The sequence below is a fragment of the Peribacillus sp. V2I11 genome, from assembly GCF_030817135.1.
Lineage (GTDB): Bacteria > Bacillota > Bacilli > Bacillales > DSM-1321 > Peribacillus > Peribacillus simplex.
The window spans coordinates 3,794,008-3,809,236 of record NZ_JAUSYW010000001.1 but is presented as its reverse complement, the minus strand read 5'-3'; the positions used below and the strand labels follow the sequence as shown (position 1 = coordinate 3,809,236).

17 protein-coding genes and 1 pseudogene are annotated in these 15,229 nt (G+C 42.4%); 4 read left to right on the top strand and 14 right to left on the bottom strand.

The window, feature by feature from the left end; translation table 11 throughout:
* Positions 1-66: 66 nt before the first annotated feature.
* The gene (locus QFZ73_RS18640; RefSeq protein WP_251429271.1) at positions 67-1,164 is read left to right on the top strand and encodes a M24 family metallopeptidase; all 1,098 of its coding nucleotides are present in this window, start codon (positions 67-69) and stop codon (positions 1,162-1,164) included.
* A gap of 459 nt (positions 1,165-1,623) precedes the next feature.
* On the opposite strand, the pseudogene QFZ73_RS18635 reads toward QFZ73_RS18640, so the two are convergent.
* A pseudogene (locus tag QFZ73_RS18635) lies at positions 1,624-2,270 on the bottom strand (RNA-guided endonuclease TnpB family protein); the annotation flags it as partial.
* Between the two features lie 219 nt (positions 2,271-2,489).
* Positions 2,490-2,669, bottom strand: coding sequence for a hypothetical protein (locus tag QFZ73_RS18625; protein WP_307269260.1), 180 nt, complete (start codon positions 2,667-2,669; stop codon positions 2,490-2,492).
* Positions 2,670-2,907: 238 nt separating this feature from the next.
* Here QFZ73_RS18625 and QFZ73_RS18620 point away from each other — a divergent pair, with 238 nt between their 5' ends.
* Positions 2,908-3,342: a universal stress protein gene (locus QFZ73_RS18620; protein WP_214791049.1), complete on the top strand. Its 435-nt coding sequence runs from the start codon at positions 2,908-2,910 to the stop codon at positions 3,340-3,342.
* A 55-nt stretch (positions 3,343-3,397) separates the two neighbouring features.
* Here QFZ73_RS18620 and argH read toward each other — a convergent pair whose 3' ends face one another.
* Together argH and QFZ73_RS18610 are read right to left on the bottom strand one after the other, a co-directional pair.
* Positions 3,398-4,777: an argininosuccinate lyase gene (argH, locus tag QFZ73_RS18615; protein ID WP_307269257.1), complete on the bottom strand. Its 1,380-nt coding sequence runs from the start codon at positions 4,775-4,777 to the stop codon at positions 3,398-3,400.
* A complete protein-coding gene (locus QFZ73_RS18610; RefSeq protein ID WP_251429280.1) occupies positions 4,774-5,979 on the bottom strand; it encodes an argininosuccinate synthase in 1,206 nt (401 codons plus the stop codon). Before QFZ73_RS18610 ends, argH begins: the two co-directional genes overlap by 4 nt.
* Positions 5,980-6,192: 213 nt before the next feature.
* On the opposite strand from QFZ73_RS18610, the gene QFZ73_RS18605 reads away from it, so the two are divergent.
* Positions 6,193-6,507: a hypothetical protein gene (locus QFZ73_RS18605; RefSeq protein ID WP_307269252.1), complete on the top strand. Its 315-nt coding sequence runs from the start codon at positions 6,193-6,195 to the stop codon at positions 6,505-6,507.
* Between the two features lie 52 nt (positions 6,508-6,559).
* Here QFZ73_RS18605 and QFZ73_RS18600 read toward each other — a convergent pair whose 3' ends face one another.
* The 5 genes from QFZ73_RS18600 to QFZ73_RS18580 form a co-directional block, all read right to left on the bottom strand.
* Positions 6,560-7,072: a MogA/MoaB family molybdenum cofactor biosynthesis protein gene (locus QFZ73_RS18600; RefSeq protein WP_144480523.1), complete on the bottom strand. Its 513-nt coding sequence runs from the start codon at positions 7,070-7,072 to the stop codon at positions 6,560-6,562.
* Positions 7,069-7,431 (bottom strand): EcsC family protein, encoded by a 363-nt coding sequence (locus QFZ73_RS18595; protein ID WP_307269245.1) that lies wholly within the window; start codon positions 7,429-7,431, stop codon positions 7,069-7,071. The genes QFZ73_RS18600 and QFZ73_RS18595 overlap by 4 nt, the downstream gene beginning before the upstream one ends.
* A gap of 1 nt (position 7,432) precedes the next feature.
* Positions 7,433-7,912 (bottom strand): EcsC family protein, encoded by a 480-nt coding sequence (locus QFZ73_RS18590; protein ID WP_307269242.1) that lies wholly within the window; start codon positions 7,910-7,912, stop codon positions 7,433-7,435.
* 227 nt (positions 7,913-8,139) lie between these two features.
* Positions 8,140-9,345, bottom strand: a complete 1,206-nt coding sequence (locus QFZ73_RS18585; protein WP_307269239.1) for an acetate kinase — start codon at positions 9,343-9,345, stop codon at positions 8,140-8,142.
* A gap of 177 nt (positions 9,346-9,522) precedes the next feature.
* Positions 9,523-10,509 carry a class I SAM-dependent methyltransferase gene (locus tag QFZ73_RS18580; protein ID WP_307269236.1) on the bottom strand — a complete coding sequence of 329 codons (987 nt, stop codon included), beginning with the start codon at positions 10,507-10,509 and terminating at the stop codon, positions 9,523-9,525.
* 546 nt (positions 10,510-11,055) lie between these two features.
* Here QFZ73_RS18580 and QFZ73_RS18575 point away from each other — a divergent pair.
* Positions 11,056-11,412, top strand: a complete 357-nt coding sequence (locus QFZ73_RS18575) for a hypothetical protein (protein WP_251429295.1) — start codon at positions 11,056-11,058, stop codon at positions 11,410-11,412.
* 167 nt (positions 11,413-11,579) lie between these two features.
* On the opposite strand, the gene tpx is transcribed toward QFZ73_RS18575, so the two are convergent.
* From tpx to sppA, 5 genes are all read right to left on the bottom strand, one after another.
* Positions 11,580-12,080: a thiol peroxidase gene (gene tpx / locus QFZ73_RS18570; protein WP_251429298.1), complete on the bottom strand. Its 501-nt coding sequence runs from the start codon at positions 12,078-12,080 to the stop codon at positions 11,580-11,582.
* A gap of 177 nt (positions 12,081-12,257) precedes the next feature.
* Entirely contained in the window at positions 12,258-12,734 is a 477-nt protein-coding gene (gene ytfJ / locus QFZ73_RS18565) for a GerW family sporulation protein (protein ID WP_063232707.1), read from the bottom strand.
* Between the two features lie 15 nt (positions 12,735-12,749).
* Positions 12,750-13,442, bottom strand: a complete 693-nt coding sequence (locus QFZ73_RS18560) for a DUF2953 domain-containing protein (RefSeq protein WP_307269229.1) — start codon at positions 13,440-13,442, stop codon at positions 12,750-12,752.
* 99 nt (positions 13,443-13,541) lie between these two features.
* Positions 13,542-14,084, bottom strand: a complete 543-nt coding sequence (locus QFZ73_RS18555; protein WP_251429307.1) for an RDD family protein — start codon at positions 14,082-14,084, stop codon at positions 13,542-13,544.
* 12 nt (positions 14,085-14,096) lie between these two features.
* Complete coding sequence (sppA, locus tag QFZ73_RS18550) at positions 14,097-15,098, bottom strand: signal peptide peptidase SppA (protein WP_307269224.1); 1,002 nt, start codon at positions 15,096-15,098, stop codon at positions 14,097-14,099.
* Between the last annotated feature and the right edge of the window lie 131 nt (positions 15,099-15,229).

Sequence of the window (15,229 nt, the reverse complement as noted above, 5' to 3'; positions counted from 1 at the left end):
CTTTCCCATTTACTATACTTTTAAATATTGCTAAGGTAATTATATCTTATTAATGGAGGTATCGTCATGAATGAACGTTTGACAGAACTACAAAATTGGCTACAGGCCAATGGGAATGAAGCCGCTTTACTTACATCTACAGAGAGCATCTTCTATTTGAGCGGTTTTTTTAGTGATCCTCACGAAAGACTGCTGGCACTTGCCATTTTTGCAAATGCCGACCCATTCCTTGTCTGCCCGCAGATGGAAGTTCCGGATGCTAAACAGGCTGGATGGTCTGGAGATATCATCGGTTACACCGACATTGAAGATCCATGGGAAAAAGTTAAGCAAGCAGTGGAGAATCGCGGGTTAACCATTCATACAATGGCCATTGAAAAAGAGCATATGAATGTAGAACGTTATGAAAAGGTCCAACAATACTTCGGAGCACCAAAGCTCGTTTCCGCAGAAGAAAAACTTCAAAGGATGCGAATGATCAAATCGGAAGATGAAATGGTCAAAATCCGTGAAGCATGCCGCCTTGCCGACTTTGCGATTGAAGTGGGTGTCAGCGAAATTCATGAGGGTAAAACGGAAATGGAAATCCTTGCAGCGATAGAATACGAATTGAAAAAGGCCGGAGTCAGCCAAATGTCTTTTTCCACCATGGTCCTGACTGGTAAAAATGGCGCTTCCCCACATGGCACACCCGGGAATACGAAGGTTCAGCGCGGCGACCTTGTCCTCTTTGACCTGGGCGTCGTTCATGAAGGGTACTGCTCTGACATCACTAGAACGGTTGCTTACGGAGATATCAATGATAAACAGGCAGAAATATATGAAACTGTACTTAGAGCACAAGAAGCTGCCGTTGCAGCCAGTAAACCTGGTGTATCCTGTTCCGAGATAGACTTGACTGCCAGAAACATCATCAGGAATAAAGGATACGGTGAATTCTTCCCGCACAGGCTCGGCCACGGACTTGGGATCAGCGTCCATGAGTATCCATCATTGACTGAAACGAATTCCCTCGAACTCCAATCCGGAATGGTTTATACCATCGAACCTGGCATTTATGTTCCAAATGTTGCAGGCGTCAGGATTGAAGATGATCTACTGATCACCGATACCGGCTGTGAGGTTTTGACCAAATTCCCGAAGAGCCTGCAAATCATAAAGTGATGATGATGCATTAACCATTTAATATAAAGACCCGGATACCCCCTCCTTCATTTAAGACGGGGGTATCTATTAATCAAAATTCATTTTACTAATCGGTCCGCAGTTCAAGCTTCACTGCTTTATCACTGCCGTCAAACCAAATGACCAGCCATTCACTATCAATTCTTATGATTTCACTCCCGGCACCAAGAAAATAACTACATTATCATTCTATTTAAAATATTCCGTTTCCGTTGGGGATCCTAAAAGCGTGATCACTTCTTCTTTTGTCTTGCCTATCAATTCATGTTCATTCATTCAACCAGATATACTCTTCCTTCATCATCATTTAACCATCTTTCAGTGGTGAACCTTGATTCATTTTCATTTATTCCTACATAAAAACACTTTGAACTACCCGCCTCTTATCGACCTTACAGTCTGATTGAAGTGGGGGATTCCTAAGAACATTAGCCTATCGGACATTTTTTTTTCGACCGTCCGGAAGAATTTTGGGTTTTGATAGACCGTACCATCTGAAAGAATCGCAAAGTTCTTCAAACCAACATCTACACCGCACGAACGATTCGTTTTAGGAAGTACTGGTACATCGGTTTCCGCTAAAACGGAAATGAAATATTTCCCCGAAGGGTTCCGCCTGATTGTGGCATTGATGATTCGCCCTTCGACTTCGCTCCTTTTAGCAAAGCGTACTAGACCGAGTTTGGGCAATTTGATTTGGTTTCCTATCATTCCGATATTTCCATTCGTATGTTTAGTCGTGTAGGACTGGACCGGATTCTTTTTCGATTTGAAGCGTGGTGACCTGTTTTGCTTTTTATAATATCGATTATAGGAATCTGCTAGATTTTCAACCGATTTCTGTAAGGCTATACTGTCTAATTCTTTCAGGAAAGAATACTCTTTCTTTAAAGCTGGAAGTTCTTTGATCGTTGCGTATTTATTCAGAATAGAACCTTTCCATTCATTAAAGGGTAATTGGCCGTTCTGCTTCGCCTAAAAAGAAAGCTATAGACATAACGGGAGGAGCCAATCGTTTTATTGATGAAAACTAGTTGTTCTTTCGTTGGATAGATTCGAAATTTATAAGCTTTGTTTACAAACATTGGTTTCACCCCCTAACCAGGGAACTTACGTTTTCCAAAAGATTACTTTGGCTTATGCCAACCGCCATTCATCTCCCCCTTATATTTGGGGTCTCCCCCTTCACAAGCTTGAAGAGGAAGTCTTCTGGCGGGAAATGATAAAATAGAAGAGAAAAGCCAAGGCTTGATATGATTATAAATCTAATTTTGATTTTCCTTTTATTATGCTGATCGGTATGTTTACATGAAATCCATTGAAAGAATAGTAAAAGAACAAATGGAAGCAGCAGTGCTGATATACTCATTAAACTGATCGGAAGCATGTACAGCATTGATGAAAGAAATATAAATGAAATAGATCAAAGCATACAAAAGCACGTATAAATATAATGCATAGTTTAATATTCTTGAAACACTCAAAGAAAAAACTCCCCTCCTACATTGAATTTACAAATAAGGTAAAAAAGTTGAGAGTTTCGTTCATTCAATGATTGTGCTATCTTTTCATGATAATAAGGGTAGAATCATTTTTTTCATTTTGCGTTTTCCAGATCATTGGCTAAAACATTCGCTAATTTGTTACAATTGAAATCAGATCCATTAGGTAAATCATTGTATAATAGGAATGAAATAGAAGGAGGAGATTCACTTGAATAGTATAGATTATAAAAATATTCTTGTAGCAGTGGACGGTTCCGAAGAAGCAGAGTGGGCCCTAAAAAAGGCAATCTATTTAGCAAAACTCAGTGACGCTACCCTTGTGCTCACACATATCGTGGATACAAGGAATTTCCCTACTGTCGAAGCTTATGATATGACTATCCGTGATCACTCTGAAACCTTTGCCAATGAGCTATTGGACAAGTATAAAACGGAAGCCATTGCATCCGGGATTGCAAAGGTCCAAACAGAAGTTGCATATGGTTCCCCTAAAGTTCAAATTCCAAGGGATTTAGCGAAAAAGCATTCGATCGATTTAATTGTATGCGGTGCAACGGGCCTTAACGCAGTCGAACGTTTCCTTATCGGCAGCGTGTCGGAAGGCATCGTTCGCCATTCTAACTGTGATGTAATGGTCGTGCGCACGAATTGATAAAAGAAAATGATAAAAAGCTCGTTCGCCAAATTGGTGAACGAGCTTTTTCCTGTTATTCACTTACCAGTTTTTCCGCTTTTTCAATCGCCAGCAAGACTTGGGCAAAACCTGTACCGCCCGCACTGTTACGGCGTTTAACTGCTTCATAAGGATTTAATGCATCATAAATATCATGTTCAAACAACTCGGAAGCTTCCTGGAATTGCTCAATGCTTAGGTCCACTAAATAGCAGCCATTCTGGACACAGAACAATACAAGCTTCCCGACCACTTCGTGCGCCTTACGGAAAGGCATTCCCTTTGAAGCTAGGTAATCAGCTAACTCCGTTGCATTCGAGAAGTCATTTCTTGTTGCTTTTTCCATTACGTCCGTTTTCACCTTCATCGTTGAAATCATGCCGGCAAATATTTTAAGTGAACCAACAATGGTCTTAACCGTATCAAAAACGCCTTCTTTATCTTCTTGCATATCTTTGTTATAAGCAAGCGGCAGTCCTTTCAAAACAGTCAATAACCCCGTTAGGTTACCATATACCCGTCCTGTTTTACCACGGATCAATTCCGCCATATCAGGGTTTTTCTTTTGCGGCATGATGCTGCTTCCAGTGGAAAACGCATCATCCAATTCAATGAATTGGAACTCCTGGCTTGACCAAAGAATGATTTCTTCGCTGAAACGGGATAGATGCATCATCATTGTCGCACTGTTGCTCATGAATTCAATGGCAAAATCACGATCACTTACCGCATCAAGGCTGTTTTCGTAAATCCCGTCAAACCCCAATAGCTCGGCACTGAGGGCACGGTCAATCGGGAAAGTCGTCCCAGCTAATGCCCCAGCACCCAATGGAGAAATGTTGATCCTTTTGAAACTCTCGGTGAAGCGCTGCTTATCACGCTCAAGCATCCAAAAATAAGCCATTAAGTGGTGGGCAAATGAAATGGGCTGTGCACGCTGCAAATGTGTATAACCTGGAATTAGTGTTTCCACATTTTTCTTGGATTGTCCCAAAATCGCTATTTGCAAATCATTGATGAGTTCCAGAATCACTTTCGTTTGGTTCCGCATATACAGATGGAGGTCGGTCGCAACTTGGTCATTACGGCTTCTTCCTGTATGAAGCTTTCCGCCAACTGGACCGATTTCGCTTATTAGCATACTTTCCAGGTTAAGATGGATATCTTCCATCTCAACCTTAAAAGTCAATTCACCCTTCTCAGCTTTTTCCTGCAAACTTTTCAGACCCGCAATGATCTGATCCGCATCTTCTTCAGGTAAAATGCTGCATTTCTTTAGCATGGTTACATGAGCTAAACTGCCTTGGATATCTTCAAGGACAAGTTCCTGGTCAAAGGAAATGGAAGCTCCAAACTCATCTACCCATTCTTCGGCAGATTTCGTGAATCTTCCTCCCCAAAGCTTGCTGCTCACACTGTCACCTTCTTGTTATTGACCATGCTGTTCACTTTCGTTGGAAGTCCCCATAACTTAATGAATCCAACTGCTGCATCATGATCGAACTCGTCTGCTTTTGTATAGGTAGCCAATTTTTCGTCATATAGGGAGTACTCGGATTTTCTTCCTTCAACAATCGCATGACCTTTGAATAGTTTCACACGGACCGTACCCGTTACATTCACTTGTGTTTCTTTCAGGAATGCAGCCAAAGCTTTTTGAAGCGGAGAGAACCAAAGTCCTTCATAAATCAATTCAGTCATTTTCTTCTCGATCACCGGTTTGAAGTGAGCCAATTCTTTTACAAGCGTGATATCTTCAAGTTCTTTGTGTGCAGCTATCAATGTCATCGCACCAGGAGCTTCATAGACTTCACGTGATTTGATTCCTACTAATCTATTTTCAACGTGATCGATACGTCCAACTCCGTGTTTGCCGGCAATTTGATTCAACTCGACAATCAGGTCAGCCAATTTATAGTTTTTATCATTCAATGTAACTGGCACACCTTGTTCAAAACCAATTTCAATGATATCAGCAGTATCTGGCGTACATTCAAGGCTTGCAGTCAAATCATATGCATCCTCCGGTGGAGCTGCCCAAGGATCTTCCAGGATTCCACATTCGTTACTTCTTCCCCAAAGGTTTTGGTCAATCGAGAACGGACTCGCCATGCCAATCGGAACGGGAATGCCATTTTTCGCTGCATATTCAATCTCCTCTTCACGAGACCATTTCCAGTCACGAACAGGTGCAAGAACTTGCAAATCAGGGTTCAATGCCGAGATGGATACTTCGAAACGCACTTGGTCATTTCCTTTTCCCGTACAACCGTGCGCAACGGCTACAGCGTTTTCCGCTTCAGCCACTTCCACTAATTTCTTCGCGATCAGCGGACGAGATAAAGCTGATACCAATGGATATTTCCCTTCATACAAAGTATGTGCCTGAAGAGCAGTCAATGCGAATTCATCAGCGAATTCGTCCTTCGCATCAATGACATAGGAACTTACAGCACCAACAGTGATCGCCTTTTCTTTAATGAAGTCCAAATCTTTCCCTTCACCGACATCCAAACAGCATGCCACAACTTCGTACCCTTGATCTTGTAACCATTTAATTGCAACGGAAGTATCCAAACCTCCGGAATATGCTAAAACAACTTTTTGATTTTCCATTTCCATCGTCCTTTCGTGTGAATAAAAATTCATCGTTTGTTATTTTTATTCAATCTATGATTAGTACTTTATCATCTTTATTAAAGGAATACAAGGGGTATTTTAAAGATTTCGCTAAATAATCCGCTAATATTTTCAGGGAATTTACACATTGGATGCTTCCGCGAGAATATAGTAAACTAGGAGTATGATAATTCGAAAAGCGGAGGGCATATGAAAAAACTATTTACCTATGATGAACGGCTTGGCATCTCAATTCCCGATTTGAATCTGGAGTGGGATGAATATACAAAAGGCGAGCGACAGCAAATACTCGTACACTGGGAGAATATCCGGGGAAGCATCCCGGACCGCATCAAGGAACTGGAATCCACCATTAACCGAAAGCAGTTTCGGCTCTCCGATGAGGGTAATTTCGCCAAATCATGCCAGCTCAATTCCGAAATTGCGGAACTTGCTTCCATCATCAATGATTTATGGCTATGGTATCGTGCCAATCAAGTCGTAAGTGAAAAGATGCATAATTAAGGCCTATTCCATGCAAAAAAACCACAGTTTAAAACTGTGGCTTTTTTTGCTCTTATAAATCCTTGCGAAGTTCACCAACGACATGTCCCAATTCCGGAAGAATCAATTTATTCATCGCTAGCCGAACCGCCCCTGATGAGCCTGGGGTGGAAAAAACCGCTTTGTTGTTCACGACTCCGGCAATCGCCCTGGATAGAATGGCGGCAGACCCGATATCCTCTTGATAGCTGAGCATTCGAAAAATCTCGCCAAAACCGGGAATTTCCTTGGTCATCAACTCTTTGACCGCCTCGATCGTTACATCCCTATTGGCGATGCCAGTGCCACCATTTGTTAATATGACATCAACCATGCTGCTTTGGCTACCAGAAGTGACCGCATCCTGAATCGCTTTCCGCTCATCTTTAACGATTACATATTCCGTCACTTCATGACCATTCGATTTCAGCAATTCCATCATCAGTGCTCCGCTTTTATCCGTTTCTTCATTACGCGTATCGCTGACGGTTATCACCATGCAGCGAACTGCCTCCGTGATGGCTTTTTTATGATTCTTGACACTCATTCTCCATCAGCCTTCTTCTCCAGTAAATAACGATATTGATAGAACTTCTGGGCAAATTCACTGACACTCCGGGTCATTTGATAATTGGATCCAGCCCCGATGGCCATGCTGATGAATGGTATGCCCCGAACCAGTTTTTTTCGAAAAACAATAATGGATAATGCTTTCAACATCTGCTTCAGCGGCTGTTCCATCCAGGTAGGGTTCGTCAGTTCTTCGATCCCTAAATAAAAATAGTCATCTTCTGCGGTCTGGACCTCGCGGATCAATTCTTCCCAGGCTATTCCTTGGAGCCTCTTTGGCATCGCTCCTGCATTGAATACCTTAAGGGCCAACATCATTTCAAACGGCGTATTCACCTCAACACCATAAAGACATCGCAATCAGCTGTACGATCCTTACATTGATGACCATCATGGCTGGAATATCGCTCCCCAGCAGAAGCAGACCTCCTGATCCGCTCATCCCGCCTTGTGCAAATGAATATAAGCGATGCTTAGCGATATGCTGATTGGCTATGTAATTCAACTGATCGATCGATAAGTGATTCAAATCACTCAACGTTTCGATTTCTTCATTAAACACGCGCGCAGATGCTAAAATCCGCTCTCTTGCATCTATTTGAACTTGTGAGCTCTGAACCATGGCATGCAAATGAAAAAGCCAGGTATCAAGCTTTTCAAAAAACTGTTGTTGGACGTTTTCCGGAAGCAGGGCGAACCCCTGCTCCAACCATTTATCATACAATGCAGCAAGGTCCGTTTGTTCATATTGATAAAGTTTTTCCTGCCATTCACTAATTTCATTCCAAACTTTCATTTCCCGGTTCGTGAATTCCATGCATCAAGCCTCCTATGTACAGAATTGGTGGATTCTCCCTTAAGTATACCATAGAAGGAAGCTTTTCAGAGAATAGATAGTGGAGGTCCAGCGTTCCAGGGGATGTGCTGCATGGTCATAAAATCCATGATTTAAGGCGGATTTCCTTGGATGAGATTCGATATACTGCATTCACGGGAAAGACCCCTTACCAGAGAGATAAGGGGATTAGTATAAAAAACAGGAAGTCATGTTTTCCAAGTTTCGCTCAAAGCTATTTTCATGGTATCCCTGACGATCATGATTTCTTCATTAGTGGGGATGACCATGACTTTCACAGGGGAATAGGGAGCATTGATGAACGCTTCCTTACCCTTGGTGCGATTGAGATCCTTATCCCAATATACCCCCATGAATTCAAGTCCCTCCAAGATTAGCCCCCTAATGGTTTGACTGTTTTCACCGATGCCCGCTGTAAAAATGATTCCGTCCACACCTCCCATTTTAGCTGAATAGGAGCCTATGTACTTGTGAATTCGGTCTGCAAACACTTTAAGTGCGAGTTCGGCCCGCTCATTGCCTTTATCCGCTTCAACTTGAATATCGCGCAGGTCGCTGGAAAACCCGGAAAGGGCCAGAATGCCGCTTTTCTTATTCAGGACATCCAGCACTTCATCTGCTGTTTTTCCCGTCTTCTCCATGATATAAGGAATCAGTGCAGGGTCGATGTTCCCTGAACGCGTTCCCATAGTAACTCCGGCCAATGGCGTAAATCCCATTGAAGTATCAATCGATTTGCCGCCCTTTATGGCCGTAATGCTGGCACCATTCCCTAAATGGCATGATATCAATCGAAGCTGTTCAATTGGTCGGCCAATCATTTCGGCAGCCCGCTGGGATACATATTTATGTGAAGTGCCATGGAACCCATATTTCCTTATTCCATAATTTCCATAATATTCAAGAGGCAAACTGTACAAATAGGAACCTGCTGCCATCGTTTGATGGAAGGCAGTGTCGAATACCGCAACCGCCGGCACATCATCCAGAATTTGCCTGAAGGCTTTGATCCCGGTGATATTGGCGGGATTATGAAGGGGTGCCAACTCGGAAAGCTTTTCGATTTCCCCTATTACGTCCTCCGTAATCAAGACCGAGTCGCTGAATATCTCACCGCCATGCACCACCCGATGCCCTACGCCATCTATTTCTTCAAAGGAGTCAATGATGCGATGGTCAATCAGCTTTTTCAACAAAAGCCCTACAGCCACTTCATGATTGGGTATATACATCGTTTCAGAAACCTTTTCGTCTTCGACGCTTAAGGTAAATGCGGAATTTTTCAAGCCGATTCTTTCCACAAGACCTTTTGTAATCACTTTTTCACTTGGCATCTCAAAAAGCTGAAACTTCAAAGAAGAGCTGCCCGCATTAATAGCCATGATTTTTGACATCCATCCTGCTCCTTTACTCTAAGCTAGTTCTTCCAATGTTCATCTCAACGAAACATGCAGTGCATTGTACAATCTTATCATGGCAAGCGGATTCAACCAAATAATAATGAAAAATTGCAAATAATCACTTTTCAAAAAAAAATGAAAGCCAATGCCTGCGGCATCAGCTTTCATTGACTATTTTTCCTCTTTAAACCAATCGTCCATCTGTTGCATGACAGACCTGGTCGCTTCGAAATCCGACAACTTCGGAAGTTGTACGAGCAATGCCTTCTTCGGTGCTTCAATGCCCTCTTTTTTCTTTTGAAGGATCAGGATGCTTTTCGCTGCCGCTTCACTCTTAAACATGGAAAGCGGCAGTTGCACCATCCCTTGGATATGTGTATGCTTCTTCAGGAAATCATTGAGTTTCGGAGCTTCCTCCGAGACGAACAGGTTATTCGGGACAATGAAGAATAGGTGCCCGCCATCCTTCGCGTGTTTAACACCTTGTTCAATAAACAAATGGTGTGCATAAGAATGTCCCTTATCGGCCTTCAATTCATATTCAGCTGCCCGCACATCATTCGGGTAATAACCAATCGGCAAATCACTGACCACAACATCTGAAGGATCTATGAAAAGCGGCTCCAAGCTGTCCTGATTGAAAAATTGCAGCGGATGTTCTTGCAGGTTTGCACCTGCATAAGCAAGCCTGATCAAGGTTTCATCAATCTCGACACCATATGAAGCGATGTTTTTATCAGTAAGTTGATTCAAGATCGCAAATAGTAAATTCCCCGTTCCGATGGCTGGATCGAGCATGACTATCTCTTTTTGGTCCTTGGTGAATTTACCGACTAAATAGCTGACGAACATGCCGACTGCATCAGGGGTCATATGATGATTCGGCTGAACGCTCTGCTGCATGCCTTTTAGAATAGTAAGCTGGTACGCTTTACGGATTGCTTCCTTCTCATATTTCTCTGGTGAAAAATCTGCATAATGCTTCACTAACCTCTTCTTCGATACTTCACTTATTTCCTCCTGCAGGACTTTCCCTTGGAAGAAATTCTCGCCCGTTTCACCCAGGGCATCCAGATACGTACATGATAGTTCGCTTTGCAATATTTGGGCTGTTTCATCAAATTCATAAAATAATTGTTCAACTGGGGTAGACTTCACTTATTAATTCCTCCTGTTTGCTTCTGTCCCTATTTTAAAGGTAAGAAGAAAGAGTTACAAGCCGTACGTCCTGCTTATCATTCTTCGTTTGTTTCACGCACTGTTTTCCGATTTGAAAGTCCGCATATGAGGAAACTCTCGCACGCCACTCTTCTTTCAAAATTTTTAACCATGAGTAATTAAAAGGTAAATAAAATACAGGGTGTACAATTTGGACGTTGATTTCCGCTCCAGGCACGCGCTTTCCGCGAGCGGTCTGCCCTCGGCATACGCCTGCGGGGTCTCCCTAGACGCACTTTTCCCGCAGGAGTCCCGCACCTTCCTCTCCAATCATCTTTGTTATAAAATTTAGATATAAACCATACCGAGGAGTTGAAGATATTGCTTTGGGTCAGTTGGTTCGGGAACATCATTTGCTCACAGTTACGTTTTCCGAAGCCCTTTTGTCTACAAACTGAAATACAGGGGTGTTGCCCTGTATTTTTTATTATTTGGAAAGGCTCAATGAATGCCCAAACAGAATACCATACATGAGGTGGTGATCTTATGGATAATGAATATCAATACTATCATGGGCCGGTTAATCCAATAAATCAGCAACATGGTATACAGTCAGCAGATGAACTGAACAGGCAGCAACACGGTATACAGTCAGCAGATGAATTCAACAGGCAGCAACAAGGGTTTCAACAAGGGTTTCGTCAAGGGTATCGACAAGGGTATCGTCAAGGGTATCGAGATGGATATCGAGCAGGGCAACAAGCGGGGTTTTTTCCAGGACCCCATCAAAGACAAATGCCGTCGTGGCCTAATGAAATTGACATAAAAGTAGGTACACCTAATGGTCAAGAGTGGTCTGGCAAGATTGTTTTACCACTAAATGGTCCGACTTTAGAGCCTTAACTAAATCCAGCATATATAAATGAAACTCGTGAAAAATCATAAAAATCATTGCATTAGAAAACGAACGCCCCTGTCCACTTCAACGACAAGGTGTTTACTCAACAAGAAAATCAACATTAAAACAAAAGAACCGGGCACATTGTGCCCGGTTTCTTAGAATCCGCATCTTATTTTGCCGCTTTAGCCGCTTCGATTGCACCTTCGTAATTTGGATGGTCGGTACCTTCACTCACATATTCTACATATGTGATTTCATCAGAGCTGTTCACTACGAATACAGAGCGAGCCAATAGACGAAGTTCCTGCATGACGACACCATATGCTTCACCGAATGAAAGGTCACGGTGATCGGAAAGAACTTGAACATTGTCCAAGCCACTAGCAGCACACCAGCGTTTTTGCGCGAAAGGAAGATCGTTACTGATCGTCAGTACTTTCACATTATCCAATTTTGCCGCTTCTTCATTGAATTTACGTGTCTGTGCATCACATACACCTGTATCCACGGATGGAACCACGCTGATAATGCGGACAGAACCTTTGGAGTCGCTTAATGTAACCGGTGATAAATCATTAGCCAATACTGTAAAATCAGGTGCTTTGTCCCCAACTTTTAGTTCTTGTCCCACTAAAGTGATCGGGTTGTTTTTAAATGTAACTGAAGCCATTAATAATTCCTCCCTTTTCTGCTATATGTACAAGCATAATAATATTTGTTTTGCCGGAATTTTGCAATTAATTGAATTGGGAAATGTGAATGGTGCTTGCACATGTCCGACATCCAATCTTTTTATGCTGATGGCAGACTGCAGAAAAAAGAAAACTCGGCAGATGCCGAGTCACAGTTAGAAATCTATATCCTGTTTAGGTTCTTGGTACCTCTTGACAGCTGGTTGACTGCCGCCTTGATTACTTCCTTGCTTTTGATTACTGTCTTTCTTGGATAGCATGGACTGAATCTTATCGACGACTTGTGGAGCTAAATCCATCATTTTTTCGAGAAGGTGCGTCCCTTCATCCAGATGAATCATTTTCACCCCATGGGAACCGACAATCAAAAAGGCAATTGGTGTTATGGAAACCCCACCGCCGCTACCGCCTCCAAAAGGCTGCTTGGAATCACCTTGCTGTCCTTGATGGTTACCGTCCATAACAAATTCGCTGCCACCGGCTGCAAAACCAAATCCAACTTTGGATACGGTTAAAATGACACTTCCATCCGGAGTTTCCACCGGATCTCCGATGATCGTGTTGACATCGACCATTTCTTTCAGATTTTCCATCGCTTCTTTCATTAAACCTTGGATCGGATGATCTGACATTTAAATTCCTCCACTCTAGAACGATTGTTTATTGGAATCACCTGATAGCTTCGCTAATTTACTGGACTTGAAATGCGGCTTTCCGCCTTTCCAATAACGAAGCAGTTTTATTCCAGTCACCATAGCCTGCCCGATTCTAAATTGTAATATGCAGGAAATCGACGTGTTTGCCTGCCATTTCTGAAAGTCGGGTGTAATGGAATAGGAGGGCATGATCCGGAAGTTGAAATAGGTTGTCAGCAAACCGATGGTTGAACCTTTAAGTGCCCAGCATGCTCCAGTTAAAACACCGGTGTGTGCAGCGTTTTTAGTACCGACCATACTATGCCAGGTGAACTTTTTGACTTGGACTTTCCCTGTGAATTGAAGGACGATCCTATGAAATCCGATTATATGCTGAAGCATCTCCAGACTGTCTGCGAATCCGTCACGCAAATCTTCGGCTGTGAATTTTTTCTTTTCTTCCTTTTCGGTTTTCCCGTTCATTTCTTGCTCTTCCTTTACTACTACAGTTGCCGAGTCATCTTCCATTTTGATGACCGGAACCTTGAATGTATAGTGAAAAAGCCCATACCAAGCCGATAATTTAATATGTATTAGATCATTCGTTTGGACACGTTTGTAGTCGATTGACACTCTTACTTTAGTGAAAACAACAATTAGCAGCACCAAAATGAGGATACCCATAATCAAAAAAAGCCACTTCATGCACCCACACCCCTTCAGCCTATCATTATCGGCATATGCAAAAAAAATAAACCTGCAAAAGCGAAAATCACGCTCTTACAGATTTATGAATGGAAGAAATCATCTTCTGATCAACACAACGCCCGTGTCTGCAAAGACATCATGCAAAGCCTGTTTCTTCGGTAAAAGGCCTGCCAAGAGATAGCCAATCCAAGTGACTTTTGAAATATAGCGGCCAATCAGCTCCCTGAACAATATCGTACCCCATGAAATGGTTTTTTTCTCTTCCTTCAATGCAACGACTTTCAGTCCAAAAATCATCTTGCCAAGGGTTTGGTTCAAGAATTTGGTCATCAAAACAAAGTATAAGAAGAATACGGCCCCTGTTAAGAAGCCCTCTGCGGAAAACCAGAGATCATCTGTCCCTTCATAAAATTTGAAGATGGGATGAATCAAAATCCGGTTCAAACTTCCGATAACCAATAGATCGGCTAAATAGGCCCAAAACCTCATCCAAAAACCGGCAAAATGCACTTTTTTGACTTCGTCATCATCCACGGCCTTCTTTAATGGTGTAAATTCCTGCTGCTGAACGGGAACCCCTGGATCTGCCATTAGATTGGATGAAGCGATTTGTTCATTGTTTTCATTTCGTTCCGTCATCCTTCAGCCCCCCTATTCCGCATACAAATACATTAAGCGTGGAGAATTTGAAGAGGAAAGGACTTTTGTCAAGACTGCCGTTTCCACATCATTTCCCAACATTTTTTGTGCACCCATACTGAATAATGAACCGAAACCTGCCTCATCTGTATAACGGATTACTTGAGCATCCTTTTTACCGATATCAGTTTTCATCGCGGCAATTACATCATCCAAATGGCCGAAATCATCGATTAGATGGTTTTCTTTAGCCTGACGACCATCATAAATGCGGCCATCGGCTATTTCCCTTACTTCCTTCTCTGTCATACCGCGTCCGTCTGCAATGACTTTTACAAATTGATCATAAGAATTATTAATCATATTTTGCAGTATTTCGCGTTCTTCCCCAGTCATTTCCCGGGTCGGGCTCATAATATCTTTGTGCGGTCCGCTTTTGATGGTTTCGAACTCAACACCATACTTCTTGGCCAGCTTCTCGTAATTATACCCATGCATGATGACGCCAAGCGAACCCGTCATCGTTTCTGGGCTGGCGTATATCTTATCGGCTGGTGCAGAAATATAATATCCGCCTGAAGCCGCCATGGACCCCATTGATACATAGACAGGTTTTTTCACTTTCTTGATATCAAGGATCTTATCATAGATTTCTGCACTTTCGACGACACCGCCGCCTGGAGAATTCACCCGAAGGATGATTCCTTTGATATCGTCATTTTCCTCTGCCATCTTCAGCTTATCCATGAAGGCACGGTGATTATATGTTGCTGAACTAAGTAATGAGGCTTCTCCTGTATCTTGAATCGTGCCCTCTACATCAAATACGGCAATAACATTAGAGATATCATCGCCTTCTATGACTTCCTCGTAAAATGCACTTTCGGAAGCAAATAATTCATCAATGATATTTTCCGTGTCCGCTGTAAATAGAGTCGTAGCTGCCCCTACAGCAATAGAAACAAAAAATAAAACGGCTGCAATTCCAAGTGCCGCCCAACGCTTTCCATTCATCTGTTTTCCCCCTTAAATATATGTATCCTTCTTACCATACGAACTAATGACGAAAATGTTTCATTCCATGATAAACTAAGATATATAAAATTGTAGCAAATAATCCTCTAATTGGAAATGCATTGGTGCAT